At 38.5% G+C, this 17,185-nt stretch carries 21 protein-coding genes; 11 read left to right on the top strand and 10 right to left on the bottom strand.

Annotated features, from left to right (window positions below; translation table 11 throughout):
* Window positions 1–21: 21 nt before the first annotated feature.
* Window positions 22–927, bottom strand: a complete 906-nt coding sequence (locus PR809_RS02855; protein ID WP_232368176.1) for a DMT family transporter — start codon at window positions 925–927, stop codon at window positions 22–24.
* Window positions 928–1,023: 96 nt separating this feature from the next.
* On the opposite strand from PR809_RS02855, the gene PR809_RS02850 reads away from it, so the two are divergent.
* Window positions 1,024–1,890 (top strand): LysR family transcriptional regulator, encoded by an 867-nt coding sequence (locus PR809_RS02850; protein ID WP_102140325.1) that lies wholly within the window; start codon window positions 1,024–1,026, stop codon window positions 1,888–1,890.
* Here the strand turns inward: PR809_RS02850 and yqfB are convergent, their stop codons facing one another.
* A complete protein-coding gene (gene yqfB / locus PR809_RS02845; protein ID WP_102140326.1) occupies window positions 1,891–2,220 on the bottom strand; it encodes a N(4)-acetylcytidine aminohydrolase in 330 nt (109 codons plus the stop codon).
* A gap of 185 nt (window positions 2,221–2,405) precedes the next feature.
* On the opposite strand from yqfB, the gene PR809_RS02840 reads away from it, so the two are divergent.
* Entirely contained in the window at window positions 2,406–3,188 is a 783-nt protein-coding gene (locus tag PR809_RS02840) for a GNAT family N-acetyltransferase (protein WP_166267437.1), read from the top strand.
* An 86-nt stretch (window positions 3,189–3,274) separates the two neighbouring features.
* Here PR809_RS02840 and PR809_RS02835 read toward each other — a convergent pair whose 3' ends face one another.
* Window positions 3,275–4,198 (bottom strand): alpha/beta hydrolase family protein, encoded by a 924-nt coding sequence (locus PR809_RS02835; protein ID WP_241098689.1) that lies wholly within the window; start codon window positions 4,196–4,198, stop codon window positions 3,275–3,277.
* 110 nt (window positions 4,199–4,308) lie between these two features.
* Entirely contained in the window at window positions 4,309–5,079 is a 771-nt protein-coding gene (locus PR809_RS02830; protein ID WP_206276387.1) for a DeoR/GlpR family DNA-binding transcription regulator, read from the bottom strand.
* A gap of 89 nt (window positions 5,080–5,168) precedes the next feature.
* On the opposite strand from PR809_RS02830, the gene hisN reads away from it, so the two are divergent.
* The 5 genes from hisN (at window position 5,169) to PR809_RS02805 (ending at window position 9,890) form a co-directional block, all read left to right on the top strand.
* Entirely contained in the window at window positions 5,169–5,969 is an 801-nt protein-coding gene (gene hisN, locus PR809_RS02825) for a histidinol-phosphatase (protein ID WP_206276386.1), read from the top strand.
* Between the two features lie 26 nt (window positions 5,970–5,995).
* Window positions 5,996–7,156, top strand: coding sequence for an MFS transporter (locus PR809_RS02820; RefSeq protein ID WP_206276385.1), 1,161 nt, complete (start codon window positions 5,996–5,998; stop codon window positions 7,154–7,156).
* 189 nt (window positions 7,157–7,345) lie between these two features.
* Window positions 7,346–8,446, top strand: coding sequence for an NAD(P)/FAD-dependent oxidoreductase (locus tag PR809_RS02815; protein WP_166267447.1), 1,101 nt, complete (start codon window positions 7,346–7,348; stop codon window positions 8,444–8,446).
* 3 nt (window positions 8,447–8,449) lie between these two features.
* A complete protein-coding gene (locus tag PR809_RS02810; protein ID WP_206276384.1) occupies window positions 8,450–9,223 on the top strand; it encodes a GNAT family N-acetyltransferase in 774 nt (257 codons plus the stop codon).
* A 118-nt stretch (window positions 9,224–9,341) separates the two neighbouring features.
* Window positions 9,342–9,890: an adenylate kinase gene (locus tag PR809_RS02805; RefSeq protein WP_206276383.1), complete on the top strand. Its 549-nt coding sequence runs from the start codon at window positions 9,342–9,344 to the stop codon at window positions 9,888–9,890.
* A gap of 55 nt (window positions 9,891–9,945) precedes the next feature.
* On the opposite strand, the gene ddlA is transcribed toward PR809_RS02805, so the two are convergent.
* Window positions 9,946–11,049, bottom strand: coding sequence for a D-alanine--D-alanine ligase (gene ddlA / locus PR809_RS02800; protein WP_206276382.1), 1,104 nt, complete (start codon window positions 11,047–11,049; stop codon window positions 9,946–9,948).
* 133 nt (window positions 11,050–11,182) lie between these two features.
* The gene (locus tag PR809_RS02795) at window positions 11,183–12,067 is read right to left on the bottom strand and encodes a LysR substrate-binding domain-containing protein (RefSeq protein WP_102140336.1); all 885 of its coding nucleotides are present in this window, start codon (window positions 12,065–12,067) and stop codon (window positions 11,183–11,185) included.
* A 149-nt stretch (window positions 12,068–12,216) separates the two neighbouring features.
* On the opposite strand from PR809_RS02795, the gene PR809_RS02790 reads away from it, so the two are divergent.
* Complete coding sequence (locus PR809_RS02790; protein ID WP_206276381.1) at window positions 12,217–12,831, top strand: LysE family translocator; 615 nt, start codon at window positions 12,217–12,219, stop codon at window positions 12,829–12,831.
* Window positions 12,832–12,854: 23 nt separating this feature from the next.
* On the opposite strand, the gene PR809_RS02785 is transcribed toward PR809_RS02790, so the two are convergent.
* The 4 genes from PR809_RS02785 to leuE all read right to left on the bottom strand — a co-directional run bounded on the left by PR809_RS02785 (window position 12,855) and on the right by leuE (window position 14,975).
* Window positions 12,855–13,391, bottom strand: a complete 537-nt coding sequence (locus tag PR809_RS02785) for an NUDIX hydrolase (RefSeq protein WP_239978950.1) — start codon at window positions 13,389–13,391, stop codon at window positions 12,855–12,857.
* Complete coding sequence (locus PR809_RS02780) at window positions 13,385–13,771, bottom strand: cytidine deaminase family protein (RefSeq protein WP_202981455.1); 387 nt, start codon at window positions 13,769–13,771, stop codon at window positions 13,385–13,387. Before PR809_RS02780 ends, PR809_RS02785 begins: the two co-directional genes overlap by 7 nt.
* 35 nt (window positions 13,772–13,806) lie before the next feature.
* On the bottom strand, window positions 13,807–14,073 hold the full coding sequence (locus PR809_RS02775; RefSeq protein WP_166267457.1) for a GntR family transcriptional regulator: 267 nt from the start codon (window positions 14,071–14,073) through the stop codon (window positions 13,807–13,809).
* 260 nt (window positions 14,074–14,333) lie between these two features.
* Window positions 14,334–14,975, bottom strand: a complete 642-nt coding sequence (gene leuE / locus PR809_RS02770) for a leucine efflux protein LeuE (protein WP_102140341.1) — start codon at window positions 14,973–14,975, stop codon at window positions 14,334–14,336.
* A gap of 474 nt (window positions 14,976–15,449) precedes the next feature.
* Here leuE and PR809_RS02765 point away from each other — a divergent pair, with 474 nt between their 5' ends.
* From PR809_RS02765 to PR809_RS02755, 3 genes are all read left to right on the top strand, one after another.
* Window positions 15,450–16,151, top strand: a complete 702-nt coding sequence (locus tag PR809_RS02765; RefSeq protein ID WP_102140342.1) for an AzlC family ABC transporter permease — start codon at window positions 15,450–15,452, stop codon at window positions 16,149–16,151.
* Window positions 16,148–16,462: an AzlD domain-containing protein gene (locus tag PR809_RS02760; RefSeq protein WP_102140343.1), complete on the top strand. Its 315-nt coding sequence runs from the start codon at window positions 16,148–16,150 to the stop codon at window positions 16,460–16,462. The genes PR809_RS02765 and PR809_RS02760 overlap by 4 nt, the downstream gene beginning before the upstream one ends.
* A gap of 187 nt (window positions 16,463–16,649) precedes the next feature.
* Window positions 16,650–17,117 (top strand): DUF1456 family protein, encoded by a 468-nt coding sequence (locus tag PR809_RS02755; protein WP_102140344.1) that lies wholly within the window; start codon window positions 16,650–16,652, stop codon window positions 17,115–17,117.
* Window positions 17,118–17,185 lie beyond the last annotated feature (68 nt).

Genomic DNA, 17,185 nt, shown 5'->3' with positions numbered 1-17,185 from the left:
TCTACTTGGCCTATTTTTATATTATTTTTTATTCGCAATAAGTATTCCGAAAACAATTAATATTCCGCCAATAAAAATCACTGTGCTGATTTGCTCATTAAGAAATAGAGTTCCCACAATAACCGCACTCAGCGGATTTAGTGCAATAAATGCCCCTGCACCCGCAGCCCCTAATTGTGAGACCCCCTGATAATACCAGACGTAAGCTATTGCTGATCCCAAAATACCCAAATAGCCCAAACTCACTAAATCTTTTAGAGAAAATAATGATACCGTATCTAATGTGATATCGAGACACAACGACGTTACTATCAATAACAAAGTCCCAAATAACACAGCGTAAGTTACCGTATGTAATGCTCCTATTTCTTTAATAACGTTTTTACCTGTTACAGTATAAATCCCCCAACTAACTACACATCCTAGAATAGCTAGATCTCCTTTACTAACCATAAAAACATCACTGCTCGGCGCTTTATCTGATAACAAGATTATTGCCCCAACAACACATAACGTAATCCCAGCACCTTTTTTCAATGAAACCTTTTCTTGCCAAAGAAGAAAAGAAATGAACGCTATCATGGCAGGGTTAATGGCGACTAATAATGCGGCTCTTGACGCAGGAATAATTTGTAAACCATAAAAAAATAAAATTTGATAAATAAACACGCCACTGGCCCCTAATAACATAATCTGCCATAGCTGCCTTTTATTTATTCGTTTCCAACCTAATCGACCGAGTATAATGACAAGAACCAACGAAATACTGGCAAAAAGAAAACGCACCGTCGCGGATAATAACGGTGGAATTTCAGGTTGAATAACCCTACCTGCAATGAATGTTCCTCCCCAAATGACAGATACACATACCATTTGGAAAAATATAAAATTACTTGGTCGTCTTTTCATTTCTGTTATATTGCTCATCCGCGTATTCCCTGTTATCAACTCATATTTCGCTTCTCTTTACATGATGGATAAGCTAACCTTAATGCTGAGTCATATCCTAATGAGCATTTACTCATGACATTAAGCCAACTTGAAATATTCACAATAGTAGCCGAACTCAAAAGTTTTACGCTTGCTGCAATGAAATTAAACATCTCTCAATCGGCCATTTCACACGCGGTAAAATCCCTTGAAAAAGATCTTGGTGTCGTGTTATTTACTCGAGAGCAAAATCAAACCACGTTAACTGAGATAGGAAAAAAACTCTTATTAAGAGCTCATAATATGCTCAATATTCAAGAGGCGATGAAGCAAGAAGCATTTGCTGCAAATGGTCTGAAGGCGGGTATTTTGCGAATTGGTTCTTTTGGTCCGGGGTCATCTTTAGGGCTCCTACCGCCATTACTCGATAAGTTTCGCCAAAAATATCCATTGATAAATATTATGGTTGATGAAGGCGATGATGAAACCGTTACACAGTGGTTACAAGAAAAGCGAATTGACGTTGGTGTTGTCGTTCTACCCGATGAACGCTTTGATACGTTTAAAGTCAAAGATGACCAAATGGTTGCTATACTGCCATTAGGCCATCCTCTGGCAAATGAACCTTCTATTTCTTTGAAGCAGCTTTGTGATTACCCATTTAATTTAACCCAAGCGGGTTCTGGAAAAATCGTTCTAGATTTATTTCATTCACAGAAATTAACGCCAAAAATTCAATTTAAGACAAAGCAATTGCTAAGCACTTTTACACTCGTAGCTCGGGGAGAAGCAATTTCTATTGTTGCACAATTAGCAATTCCTGCTCATCTTCAAGACATCGTGATTAAACCCCTTAACCCACCGGTTAAGCGTAGTATTGCTTTTGCTGTTAATAACGAAAACCAAGCATCACCTGCAACGAAGGCATTTTTACAAATTGCAAAAAAACTATATTCGTGATCAGTCAGTGCTATTTCGCAACTGGTAAGTAATTACGTATAAATATGGCTCGTTTGGGTAAATCTCTTTGATAAGCGCTTTCAACGTCTCTAGACTCATGGCTTCTTGCTTAGCATGGTATTCAGAAATGTCATCATAAAAAATTGGCTCTACCGACAGTATTTTAATATCAGTATAATATTCGCCTGTTTCCAACGCGTATACCTTCACAATAGTCCCAGGGATATAATGGCTCTCGCTTTTATCACGGATAGTGATAATTTTTTTACCGGAAACCACCAATGGAAGTAAACGCTCAAAAAAGGTTATCGTGTCTGGGGCGTTATTCATAATATTTCTCTTATTTCTTATGCAATGCCTTTGTTAGGAGACCCTATTTTCTTATAAACCCAATAAATTGCAATAAAATGGTTCTTTTTGTGCTTCCAATTTTACGAACACTATAGTGATCATTCAGTTTTATATACAATCAAACTATAAAAATATTATCTACTACAATAAATTGAGTACACATAATGAATAACAATGAAAATTTGTTCTATCAACAAGAACACTATTTTTGGGCTGCAATATGTGCAAATGCGGTGAAAATCAGCAACCAAACTAGTGCTTATTTTTCTGAGCTGCCATTACCTATATTTAATTATATTTATCTCCACCAAGGCGCTCTCATTTCAGATTACGAAAAGGCCGAAGCGTTATTCAAACAGCAAGCTAAACCTTATGTATTGGTTGTTCATGAACAGGTACTTTCAGCATTTGAGACGGAAATAGCGACACGTGGATTAATCGCAGATGGTGAATCAACCGCAATGATTTTGCCGCAAGAGGCTTTATCACAATACAATTCACCACCACAGCTTAATTCTGGTTTTCAGGTAGCACTGAGCAATGATCAACTGAAAGATTGGGCTCAGCCTTTAATTACAGCATTCCCTGTCGATTCTGATACAGATGAAAGTGACTCAACTGTTACCGACGAGTATATTCGTTATCACCAGAGAGCGCTTGATAAACAAACTAATATGGTGCATTTAGTCTTATTTGCAGATCAGCAACCAGTCTCAACCTTAACTATGACATTTAATAATCAAACAGCTCGACTTGATGATATTGGTACTGATATTCAATACCAAGGTAAAGGGCTAGCGACTTTACTTATTAAACATGCGCTATATCTTTGCCATCAGCAAGGGGTTAAACAGTGTGTATTGGAGTCATCCAGTGAAGGGTTATCTATCTACAAAAGACTGGGGTTTGAACCTATATTTAATTACTACAGCTATATTGCAGAGTGATTTTATTAAATGCATCTTAATAACCGAGGTGCCTAATTGTTCGGGGGTGACATAATAATGGGAGTAATTCCACTAATATATCCACTTTATTTTGTCACCGTTTGGTACCAATGTTGAATATCTGTCACAATTTGTTCTGTCTGCAATTGCCCATTTTTATCTTTGAAAAAATGGTCTAAATCTTGATATGCTCGATAACTAACATGGGGATTACGGATTTGTTGCATCATATTATCTGTACCATGAGCATCCACATTGGTATCCGCCATTGTTTGTATCACTAAATGTGGAGTTTTAACTGACTGGATAAGTTTTAAATTATCAATGGTAAGCATCTCATACCACCATTTTGAACCATGTCCACTGACAAATTGGTCGTTATTTAATTGCTTTTGTTTTACTGCTTCTGCAAATTGTTTAAAACCTTCTTTTGAGTTTGCAACCTCTTCTTTAGGTGTATTATTTTCAATACTGTACAATACGTCATTGATAAAATATTGACCACCAACATTCAATGCAACGGATGCGGTAATAAAGTTTTCTTGAGCAACAATTAAATTAGTCACCAACGCACCTTCACTTCCGCCTAATAGCACGATGTGTTGGTAATCATCTTTCAATTGTTTTAATACCACTATATAATTATTGGCGCGTTCTAATGGCGAGTCTTTCGACATATAGTCAACAGGGCATTCTTCTTCTGAAGCTTCTTCATCTTTAGTCCCCACATGACTGTTTAGCCCTGTTTTTTCAACTAATAAAATATCATTATCAGGAAATACAACACCGAAGTTTTTCAACATATTTGGGTTATTAATAACACTTTTACAATCAGAACCCTGTAATAAAACTAATAAATCCTTTGATTTTTCTGCTTGCTTTTGGATTAAGTAATAGTTTATTTCTTTGCCCGCTAGGTGAAGAGTTTGCATATTCACAGGTAAATCCTGAGCAAATACACTTAACGAATAAGTTGAAAATAACAAAACAGCAATTTTTAATTTCATCATACACTCATCATGTTTTGTAAGGATCTTTCGAAGATATTATATTGAGTTTTTTATAACAAATAGCACCTAAAATGCCCTCACGATATAAGATAAACGTTAGATATAATGGCCTATGCTTGTGCGATCTTTATTGCCATATTAGTAAACAAGTCAGCCGTTTGTTTATTCAATTCTGTTGTCATAACTAAGATTGAAATTTGATCGCAATTGGCAATCTTATACCTCGCGACCCCGGGTAACTTGTCCGCGGTCACTCCCATAATAACTTGATTACTGCGCTCAAAAAGGATTTTCTTAAATTTAGATTCTTCATAATCGAATATCGAGACCCCCATTTGCGGATCTAAAGCACAGCCACCAATAAAGCATTGGTCAAAATGAATTTGGTTTATTTGATTTACTGCAGAAATATCAATACTCGCGCCAACTTGGCGGTTTAATTTCCCACCAATTAAAATCACTTCATATAGTGGTTTTTTCATTAATTCCAATGCTATTGATGGAGAGTGAGTCACAACCGTCAACGATAGTTCTGAAGGTAAATAACGAGCGATTTCTAAGTTAGTTGAACCTGAATCAATAAAAATACAGGTGTTTTGTTTGACTAGTTTGTTGCAAGCCTTCGCTATTTTGATCTTTTCATCTTGGTTTTGTGCCGTTCTCTGCTCGAATGTGCCCTTTTCTTCAAGCATACTAACCGCTCCACCATGGACTCGGCGGCAAACGCCTTCTTGTGCTAGTTCATTTAAATCCCTACGAATGGTATGCTCTGAAACTTGCATTTTACGGGCTAATGTCGTGCAAACCACTCGCCCTTCATCTTGTAGTAGCTGGCGAATTTTATTTTGCCTTTGTTCTGGAAAAGCGACATAATCGAGCATGGAATTCCTCATTAACTATTTTTATCAATCATAATCGAGCAAGAAAAGATGTCAAACACTATCTTGTTCAAGCACTCGAGGACAACTAAATGGCGCACTCTCCGTTACCAGATAGCTTTTTCTTGCATGAGCTTGCAAATACTGCCGGTAAAATTTCCCTTGAATACTATCGAACACATGAACTCAGCGTTATTGCAAACAAACCCAAAGAGAACTATCGCTTCGACCCGGTCACTCAAGCAGATAAGCTAGCAGAAAAAGCCATGCGAGAACTGATATCCAAACATTACCCAACGCATTCTATCATGGGTGAAGAGTATGGAATAACGGGAACTGGTCCCATTCAATGGGTGCTTGACCCCATTGATGGAACCCGCCCTTTCCTTTGTGGTCTTCCTTTATGGGCAAACCTGATAGGTCTAACTGAGCATGGCAAAGCGGTTATGGGGATGATGAGCCAACCCTATATTGGCGAACGCTTTTGGGCAGACCAACACGGAAGCTGGACCAGTAGCTCTCACGGGCAATATCGCTTATCTACTCGCAAGCAAGTCAAACTCGAGCAAGCCATTTTGCATACCACATCACCAGAACCTATTGCCACACGCCCAGACATTCATTTTATGGCGCTGGAGAAACAGGTACTTATGACTCGCTATGGAGGAGAATGCTATGCAATGGCAATGTTAGCAGCGGGTAGAATCGATATTTGTGTCGAATTCGCACTGGAACCTTATGATATTGTTCCATTAATCCCTATTATAGAACGTGCGGGTGGCATAGTGACTACATTGGATGGCAACCGAGCCGAAGCTGGCGGTGCCGTTGTTGCAACGGGCTGCCCATATCTTCATGAACAAATTCTGACTATCTTAAATACAGGTAGTTAATTTTATTTTTTAAGAAGTACTATAAAATGCAATCTACTCAACAAGTTAATAGCCATATATCTTTAATACCCGCTAAAAGGGAGCAAATTTCTACTCGAATTATTTTTTTTATTGCTGGTTTTGTTACCGCGGCTTGGGCAGCCATTGTTCCTTATGTCAAACTTAACACAGGAGCAAATGATGCTACCCTTGGCATGCTGCTATTATGTTTTGGTGGAGGAGCACTTATTGCGATGCCAGTGACTGGAGCATTAGCTGCCAAGTTTGGCTGCCGCCGCTTAATGGTTTTTTCCACCATCGCCTTTAGTTTGTTATTCCCCGTTTTATCCTCTTTATCGCAAGTTAACTTTATCATTATTGCCTTATTATTATTTGGGATTTTCATTGGTTTAACGGATTGCGCGATGAATATTCAAGCAGTGATTGTTGAAAAATCATCTGATAAACCAATCATGTCTGGTTTTCATGGTTTTTATAGTGTCGGTGGCATCGCGGGTGCAGGTACCATGAGTTTAGTTTTGCTACTTGGTGCTTCCGCAACAATGTCATCAATCATCATTTCAGTTATTGCAGTGGTTTTGTTAGCTATTTGCTATAACGGTTTAATCCCTTACGCTAATGCCCCAACTGGCCCGCTTATCGCTATCCCAAAAGGCGTTGTTTTGGTGATTGGCATCGTCTGTTTTGCCGTTTTTCTTGCTGAAGGCGCAGTACTTGACTGGGGCGCTGTATTCTTAATTGAACACCATGGATTAAAAGAGACTTTAGGCGGTTTAGGGTTTGCTGCTTTTGCTACAACCATGACTATTGGCCGATTACTGGGCGACAAAATTGTTATGCGAGTCGGTTCCGCACGTGTCGTATTTTTAGGTGCTTTACTTGCTTGCCTCGGTTTTGTTATTGCTGTTTTATCTCCTCATCTCATATTGGCCATCATGGGTTTTGCATTAGTCGGTGCGGGTTCATCTAATATAGTACCAGTGATGTTTTCTGCTGTAGGGAAGCAAAAAACGATGCCAGAGGCTCTTGCCGTACCCGCAATTTCTACTTTAGGCTATTTAGGTATTTTGGCGGGACCAGCTGCTATTGGTTTTGTTGCCTTCCAACTATCGTTGGCGACTGCATTATTATTAATCTCTGGACTATTAGTTATTATTGCTTTTGTGACTCGTTTTATCCGTGTTTAATTTTTTAGTCTCATTGGGCTACTAGGTTGTAGCCCTATTCTCCGTTTTCTGTCATCAATTGTTCGTATCTGATAAAAATGGGTGTAATCGTGCTTTATTTATAGGTTTCATCTATATAATTATTCATTAAACTATTAAAATCCTTTCTAATTTTCCTGCTATCGATTTCGTTGTAAACACTGAGGCTTAATGGACCCGACTCATAAAAAAAATATTATTATTATTGGAGCTGGTTTTGTTGGTACAACATTAGCTTGGTATTTATCAAAACAATCTGATAAGCAGGTCATTTTGCTTGATAAAGCACACGCAGGCCAAGGTGTCACACAGCACGCTTTCGCTTGGTTGAATGTGTCATATGGAAGGCCTGATGCCTATAGTCAACTGCGCCAACAGGCGCTTGTTGCATGGCATGAACTCGATGAACACACTGATGGAAAGTTAAATATCCAGTGGACAGGTGCTCTCAGCTGGCAAGAAACAGATTCAGCAACTGCAGAATATGTCTACCACCACCAACAGAGTGGATTTAATGTCGAATTATTGGACAAGTCAACCGTTCACAAGATGGAACCTTGCTTATCTGTTTTACCTGAACTCGCTGCATTTTGCCCAGATGAAGGTAGTGTTGACCCCATTCATGCAACAAAAACGCTATTATCCTTTGCTATTGAACAAGGCGTTATTTACTTACCTGAGCAGGAAGTTCAAGCTATCTTGCAGGAAGGTGGACGCATCATTGGCGTAAAGACTCAAACAGATACTTTTTTGGCTGAACAGGTTATCGTGACTGCGGGTACAGACGCGACTGCACTTATGCAATCGCTACATGTTGAATTACCTGTTATAGCCTCGCCCTCTATCATTGTGCATATCAATGGCTCCACCGAGCAAACATTGGTTCAACATATCATTTCGACACCACAAATGGAGCTACGGCCAGCAGGTTCAGGTAAAATACTCTGTGCTGAAGACTATATTAGTGAAAAACCTGAGCACAATGCGGTGGCTATCGCACAAAACGCCCTTACAACGATTAAAAATTCATTTATAGGTAGTCATACGTTAAATCTTGAAAACGCTTTCATAGGAATGCGACCTATGCCTAAAGATGAGATGCCAATTGTCGGAAAAGTTGCTGATTTCGAAGGTTTATATATTATCAGTATGCACGCTGCGATCACGCTAGCGCCTTTGATATGCCAATTGGCTCAAGATGAAATCTTGCATGGAATAGAACAAGCTGCCCTTGGCCCATATCGATTAACTCGTTTTGTATCAGGTAACTGACAAATGAATATTCCGTTGTACTATTTAAGACATTATCAATCGATTGAAAAAACGTTTTGGACATCTATTTGTGAACATAGTATCCAGATTGCACAACACACAATTTGCTATTTAACGCCCCTTAATTCGCCGGCGTTTAACTTCATTTATTTGCAGCCTGACTCGACCAGTCACGCCTTTATGCAGGCTCACAACCTGTTTGTTTCACAGAAGAAAAACCATACCTTAGTGATCCCCGAAGAGATGCTCCCGCAGGTGGTTAATGAAGCCGAATCTTTAGGGTATAAACGTGACAGCGTCACTACTGCGATGGCATTAACCTTAGCGAAGCAAAATGAAGTTGAACTGCCTGATAACCAAGTCGATATCGTCTTAGCGAATCACGATCTGTCCTTGTGGGCAAAGCCTCTGGTTTCTGCATTTTATCTGTCAGAAGAGCACGACCAGGTTATTCAGGAATATGTGCGTTATCATGAAGATGCACTAAAGCAAGGCGCTCCACAGTTTCACCTTGTGTTACTCGTCAATGGCGAGCCTGCGACCTCAATGACTGTGACGATTGAAGGAACGTTAGCCCGTTTTGATGATATTGGTACTGAGCCAAGCTACCAAGGTAATGGCTACGCTTCACAACTCATTGATTACGCACTTGCATTTTGCCGCCAGCAAGGCGTAGAGCACTGCTTCCTAGATGCGTCCGAAGCAGGTTTTGACCTATATAAAAAATTCGGTTTTGAGCCACTATTCCGCTATATCAATTATGTCTGGTGCAAATAATTTACAACAATTGAGTTACTTGTAGAGGCATCTAATCTGGGATCATTGCTCAGGCAATGGTTCCAGATTCAGCCATTCCAAATCAATCCTAATAACAAAATCCGTCTGATGTTTACATATGAAAATTAATATTATTGGCTCGAGTGGCAGCGGTAAAAGTACCCTTTGCCAGCAACTTTCTTTGTTGTTAAATGTCCCTTCTATTGAGTTAGATAGCTTATATTGGCTAGCAAATTGGCAAGGTTCTTCGGATGATGAGCTTAGCCAGAAACTCACCGCTGCATTAGATAACGCGGGATCTGGATGGGTCCTTGATGGAAACTATACACGGACTCAACCCATTAAATGGAAAGAGGTTGATATGGTGGTTTGGTTGGATTACTCCTTGCCTCGAACCCTTTATCAGTCTATTACGCGTACATTAGCGCGCATTTGTTCTGGGCAAGAGCTGTGGGAAGATACAGGCAATAAAGAACGTTGGAAAAATGCATTTTTCAGCCGCGATTCGATAATTTTGTGGCTGCTAAAGACCTACTATCCAAATAAGAAAAGAAACCTAAGTCATATGGCAAATCTCAATTTACGCCATATTCAGTTTGTTCGGCTCACTTCTCCAAAAGAAACAAATTTATTTTTACAGCAGATGAAAGCTCAAGTTCAGGGTTAAGAAACATCTCGGTAGTCATAAAAACCACCGAGATAGTTAGTATTTTACTCAGCGATTAAAGCTCATCACATGCCGTTTTTAACATCGCAGTTTGTTGGAATTTTTCAATTCCTAACTCAATCAGTCGGCTGATTAATTGTGGGTATGTCATACCACCTTGCAGCCACAATTTTGGATACATACTGATATTTGTAAAGCCAGGCAATGTGTTGATTTCATTGATGACTACATCATTGTTTTCCGTTAAGAAAACATCCACACGGGACATTCCACTGCAATTTAGTGCGCGGTACGCAGATAAGGCAATCTCACGTATTTTATCACTCACTGCATCATCTAATTGTGCAGGAGCCACGACAGAAGCACCATTTTCATCAATATATTTAGTGTGGTACGCATAGAAACTGTCGTGTAATACGATTTCACCACAAGGGCTGGCAAGAGGTTCTTCATTACCCAATACGGCGCACTCAATTTCACGCCCTTTTACTGCGCTTTCAATAAGGACTTTCATATCAAATAAGAAGGCAAAATCCAGCGCCGCGTTAAATTCCGATTCAGTGCTGACTTTACTGATCCCGACAGATGAACCTTGATTTGCTGGTTTAATAAAAAGTGGTAAGCCTAATTGCGCCACGGTCGCTTCATATTCAGTTGTTGCACGTTCATTTTTGAGCACTGTTATAAATGGAGCAATATTTAAGCCTGCGTCTCTAAGTAATCTTTTGGTAACGTCTTTATCCATGCAGGCAGAGGAGCCTAAAACACCTGGGCCTACAAACGGCAAATTCGCCATGCGCAATAACCCTTGCAACGAGCCGTCTTCGCCTAAGTTACCGTGAACAATAGGAAAAATAACATCGATTTGTGGCAATGGCTTGGCATCTTCTAACGAAATAAATTGCTCGCTCGTTTTACCTGGAACAAGTGCGATGGCTCGCTTAGGCGTATTTAACGCAATACGAGAGGGATCATCACCATGCAATAAATAATCAGATTCGTTATATTCATGCCATTGCCCTTCTTTATTAATCCCCAAAAGGCATACATCAAATTTATTGCGATCTAACCCATTGATAATATTTTTAGCGGACTGTAGTGAAACTTCATGTTCTGTTGATCGACCACCAAAAATAACACCGACTCGTATTTTGCTCATTATTTGCTCCGACATAAAACACTAGACCTAGCCGAGAAATATAGCATGCAAAGAAAAGGTTATGGCATAAATTATTTATTTTTCATTAAGACTCGCTGGCTTTATAACCAAACCTTCTTTTTTTGATAGCTAATTATCTTTTATCTATCAGAGTTTCAATACTGATATTCACCTGTTCAATTAGCCACTGCGTAAAAATAGCCGCTGCACTACCTTGCTCAACAGGTTTCGATGACAATAAATAGTACGCTGAATTATCTTCAATAAAACCATATGGCGCGGCTAATTGTTTCGATTGTATTTCGTCGGCAACCATCAAAAATGACGCGAGAGCCGCCCCTTGCCCAGCTAAGGCCGCTTGAATACACAAGTAAAAGTGCTCGTATGTAATAGTTTTACTATTTTGAAGCGCTATTTCTTTTATATTTTGCCAAGTTTCCCATGCATTGGGTCTAGATGTGGTTGATAGCAGTGCTATATGACTAGCGTTTTTTTTAAAATCAAGTTCAGGCCGAACCACGACTCCCATTCGTTCTGAACACACTTTTACCGCGCAAAGATTGTCATTCCATTTAAAATCATTACGCCTCAATGCTAAATCAACGTTCGTTTTTGTGAAATCAATTACACCACCAGCTGCGACTAAATGTACTGTAATATGAGGATATTGCTGATAAAAATGCGTAAGTCGAGGTATTAACCATTTCATTGCAATTGTTGGTTCACAAGACAAGCTAACAACATCAGGAAATGTGCTGTTTTTTATCTTTTCAATACCATCTTTGAGCTGTTCAAATATCGAACTAGTGGTTTGTAACAATATTTGGCCGTTCGCTGTTAAAAAAACAGCACGGTTCCTTCGTTCGAATAACTCAACACCAAGGTATTCTTCTAATAAACGAATTTGTCGGCTAATCGCACTATGAGTCACATTCAACTCATGTGCCGCTTGCACAAAACTGCCTGCTTTTGCAGCAGTATCAAAAAAACGTAATGACGTTAATGGTGGTAGTTTCATATATAGGTAACTAAAACTGACAGATTTGCGTCAGGATAAATCGCTTTTTAGTTTTATTCAATCTATTGATAATAAAAACAATAAATAAACAAGCGATTTCAAAAAAAATACATTTTTGGTCTGTTTTTATTACCTTTTAGGAAATTAATATGAATGAAATTATTGCAGTAGCGACTATAACCATTTTAGCTGTTATTAGTCCGGGACCGGACTTTGCTATGGTAACTCGTAATAGTTATACCTATGGAATTAAAACAGGCTTACTGTGTGCGCTAGGTATCGCTATAGGTGTGCAAGTTCATGTGTTTTATACCGTTTTCGGCATCACTTTAGTCATTTTGAGTTCACCAACATTATTCTTAATCGTTAAACTTATTGGTGTATTTTATTTGGTGTACATCGGGTTTAAATCATTGACTAATAAAGTCAAAATATCCTCAGACAAGACCACCTCAAAGCCATTATCGGCCTTAAATGCATTTAAAAATGGTTTTTTAACGAATGCGTTAAACCCAAAAACCATGTTTTTTGTGGTCTCTGTGTATAGCCAAGTTATCAGTACACAGAACTCAATTTGGTTAAATTTGAGTTATGGCCTATTTATTTCTTTCACTCATTGGCTTTGGTTTAGTCTAATTGCTATTTTCTTTGCAACACCTGTAGTACGAAACAAAATTCTTAACTACCAATTCGTTATGGATAGAACAATTGGTACTCTACTCATTCTATTGGGATTATCTTTATTATTCTTTAATGTAAATTAATCTTATATTCACACAAATGATCGCTATTTGCCCTGCAACCGATAGTATTCATTAACCACTTTCGCCAACTCAATAACATCTTCAGGAATATTGAGTTTGGTGAGTTTCTCAAATGGCACCCATTCAAATGGAGCAAAAGGCGGTTGTGATGAGGGTAATAGCTCACATAAGTAAATCATATCAATATGCCAATGGTTTCCTCTCTTTTTATCCGCAATAAATTCTTTCAAAATAGCAATGGGCAACGGTAGTACTTGTGTATGAGATGAATCATGCACTTGTGAGGCAAATGGCAAACCGCAACTAATCACTCGGCACTCTAGCCCTGTTTCCTCAAGAACTTCTCGAAAAACAGCATGTTGTGGTTCTTCATTCTCTTCAATGTGGCCACCTGGGGGTAACCAAAAACCAAGTTTTTGATGTTCGTGTAATAAAAACTCACCATGCTCATTACGGATCATTGCTGTTGCCGTAAAATGTTTAATTTCCTCTCTCATCTCACCACTTCTCTTTTTTATTGTGCCATTCTTACCTTGTATTTCTGGTGTCGAGCCTAACACCTTGTTGCCTTCCAGTCATATGGCATTAGCTCTGCTAATGTCACTTGCGTGTTTTCATTGACAGCAACGACTGTTGACTGGTTTTTATCCGACAACTGACTTAGCAACTCCCTGCAGCGCCCACAAGGCGGCACGATACAACCTGAAGCATCAACGGCAACAATGGCTTTAATGACTGATTTGCCATTTTTAAGCATATCTGCAATAGCGGCATGTTCCGCACAAAAACCAAGTGAACATGCAGAATCAATACTGATACCACTATAGATCTCACCATCTTCTGTTTCTAATGCCGAAGCCACATAGCCAGTTTCTATATAACCATTAAAGGTGGCGGGTTTAGCATATTGCTTTGCTACTTCAATTAAGTGTTTTAACATCATTTTTCCATTAACTATTCTATTGATACATCTTATTAGACGTTAATCCGATAAAAAACATCAAATTTTTTGTGCTTTATTCTAAGTCCACCATATAGAGAATGACTGATTTTATTGTTCTCACCACTCACTAAGCCTTTTTCAGTAAGCTCACGATACACCTGTGACACTGTCACTAATGAAATACCCTCTTGCTTAGCAAAAGCTCTATGGATCGTAAATCGAGCTCTGGGCTTCAATTCTCCACGAGAAATCTGCTCTGCTATTTTATCAACGTTTTTTTGGTAACGAGCCTGAGCCATGTGATTGTTGCTGCGCCCAAAAGATTTGCAGGATGAGTTAATTATTGAAAATATGGGGCATTCAAAGCGCGGTCTTTCAAAATAAATTGTCGTATGCTTAGTTGATACGGCTAGCTGTAAACTTTTAGGGGACTAAATTGGAAAACTCATTTGATTATTATAAGCAACAAGTTATGTATTCTGAGGACGGGGCTCCAAATGAAACCCCATGGGTTAACGGAAAACCTACGCCAAAGGATATTCAATTTCTGATAAAACCATTATGCGGTTAGTGCAAGTTTTGCTCCAAACATCAAGAATACGGCACCAATACAGCTATTAGAGAACTTAGACAGTTTTTTATTATGTTTGACCATATTCGTTACAGCAACCGCACCAAAGATCAGCAGTGATAAGTAAATCATGCTGCAGGTTTCTAAAATTAGGCCAAGAATGAAAAATGGCACACCTGCACTTGGGTAAGCTGGGTCAATAAATTGGATAAAAAATGAAACATAAAAAATGATCATCTTAGGATTTAGTAAACTTAAAAAAACAGCTTTTTTATAGGTACCCTTGGTTTCTAAGATAATTGAATCAACATCACCTGTATTTTCTTTTTTATATAATACGCTATACAGGGTTTTCATCCCTAAATAAAATAAATAAGCTGCCCCTGCGTATTTTATAACACTAAAAAAGATAGGTGATGTTTTTACTAAAGATGCAACGCCTAAAAATGAGAGAAAAATGAGGATAGCATCTCCTGTAAAGACACCTAATGCGGCTTTATAACCATTTTTCACGCCATATTTTGCACTACTAGTTAAAACAAATAAAGAATTAGGGCCTGGTACCAGTGTAATAAAAATAACACCGATAAGATAAGTCCATAAATTTGTAATACCGAGATTTTCAAGCATAGGAAACCCGCTAACTCAATAAAAGTTATAACAAAAAATTCACATTGTTTCTTTATGGTTATTATGATACAGGCTTTATATGACTTATAAAAGATATCACTGCCTGATAATTGCATTACGATATATAAAACCAATTAAATGCAAAATACTAGACAAACAACATTGAACCGGAGGATTAAATTGAAATAATAAGCCAAAACAAACCTCTTAATCAGAAGCTAGCTATAAACAGCTAGTCAAATAGAGATAAGCACCAAAATTTAAATCTTAAACGGTATTTAATACCATGGAATAAATAAAAATAGCAGTAGTGATTTGATTAAGGTTTCGCGTTATAACATAAAAGTCGGTGCTATTTAGAAGTAAAGTCGGATAAAGCCTGTATGAAACTAAAATATCCCACCACTAATATTTTATCTCTTTAAAATCAATCAAATTATATAAGTACTCATAACTACAATAAGGTTAGCTTAAATGGCGTCACAACAAAATAATCAATGGCAAAAAGCGATGATGGCAGGCGCGGTTCATACCGCGCCTCTCAATCTCGCTGTTATTCCTTGGGGAGTTTTAGCGGGTTCAATGGCAGTCGAAACTGGTCTCGATTTCTGGCAAAGCGTAGCGATGTCTGCAATGGTATTTGCAGGCGCAGCACAGTTAGTCACTCTTGGGTTGCTTAACTCGGGTGCAGGCTATATCACAATTGTCATTTCTGTTTTTTTTATTACTTCCCAGCACTTACTCTATGGGCTGACTTTGCGGCCCCAAGTTAAAGACTTTACAACACCTCAGCGCCTTAGCATCGGCTTTTTGCTGACTGATGAACTATTTGCGATTAGCGCTGCTAAACGCCAGAGTTTAAGTTTTCCCTATCTCTTTGGTGCTGGGTTTAGTTTTTATCTTGTTTGGTTAATTACTAGCCTTTGTGGGATTGCCATGGCCAATATTGTGGGCGATTTGAGCCGCTTACATCTCGACTTTTCTGTGGTTGCAACTTTGCTCGCAATCGTCGTTCCATTAACCAGAAAAATAAGCACACTTTGTGGCGTTATCTTTTCGCTCGTTGTCGCTATCGTACTTTCAATGTACTCCTTTAGCAGTGCTATTGTTATCGCAGGTGTGGGTGGGATGTTTGTATCAGTGGCTGTTTCACGTATATTGAAGGAAGAAAAATGATTTGGCTTTTAATTATTACCTTAACAGCGGTTGTTTTTACTCTACGTTATATTTTTCTAATACCACAGTTGCCAATACGCCTCCCACTTGTGGTTCGTCAAGCGTTAGGGTACTCAGCACCTTGCTTATTAACCGCAATTTGTGCTCCTGTTATCTTATTGGAAAACCATGAGCTACGTTCCTTCCCAGATAATCCTTATTTATGGGGGGCGTTATTCTGTGTCGTTGTTGCCTCAGTATTGAAAAATATGCTGTTAACTGTCGGTCTTACCTTAATATTTTTCTATTCCCTTATTTATTTCATCGGTTAACTTATTATTCAGGATAAAGCATCGTTTAGCACTTTGCTTTATCTTGGTTAATCCCTCATAATATACCCCTCTCAAAATACATTCCTTTTCAATTTCACCCTGTCATTGATTGTCATAGTGAATACTTTATTGGCATTACTCAATAAATAGCCAATTAACTTTTATAGATAATGGATAATACAATACCATGCTTAATAATTATGTTTTACGCAGCGTTCGCTATATGTTGGACTTAAGCGACGCCCAAATGGTTAAAATCGTAAAACTTGCAGATTTGGATGTTACAAAAGAAGAAATGGTGGCTTGGTTAAAAAAAGATAATGAGCCTGAATATGTTGAATGTAACGACAATGTCATGGGGCATTTTCTAAACGGTTTAATTTATCACCGTCGTGGAAAAGATGAAAATCATCCCGCACCTGAAGTTGATAGCCGCCTTAATAACAATATTATGCTCAAAAAATTACGCGTGGCTTTTGAATTAAAAGATACAGATATGATTGAAATTTATCAGCTTGTTGACTTTCGCGTATCTAAGCCTGAACTTAACGCTGTATTTCGCAAACCAGGTCATAAAAACTACCGCGAATGTGGAGACCAATTACTGCGTTACTTCCTAAAAGGCCTGACAATTCGCCTACGTGGTGATAAGTAACCGTATCCTGCTCATTTTTTATTCGTTTATTTTACATCGCCCTGACATTTGTCTATAATGAAGATGAC

The organism is Providencia sp. PROV201 (assembly GCF_028479545.1).
GTDB classification, from domain to species: Bacteria; Pseudomonadota; Gammaproteobacteria; order Enterobacterales; family Enterobacteriaceae; genus Providencia; species Providencia huaxiensis.
Note: the sequence above shows the minus strand (reverse complement) of the source record. Positions and strands in the feature narration are given on the sequence as shown.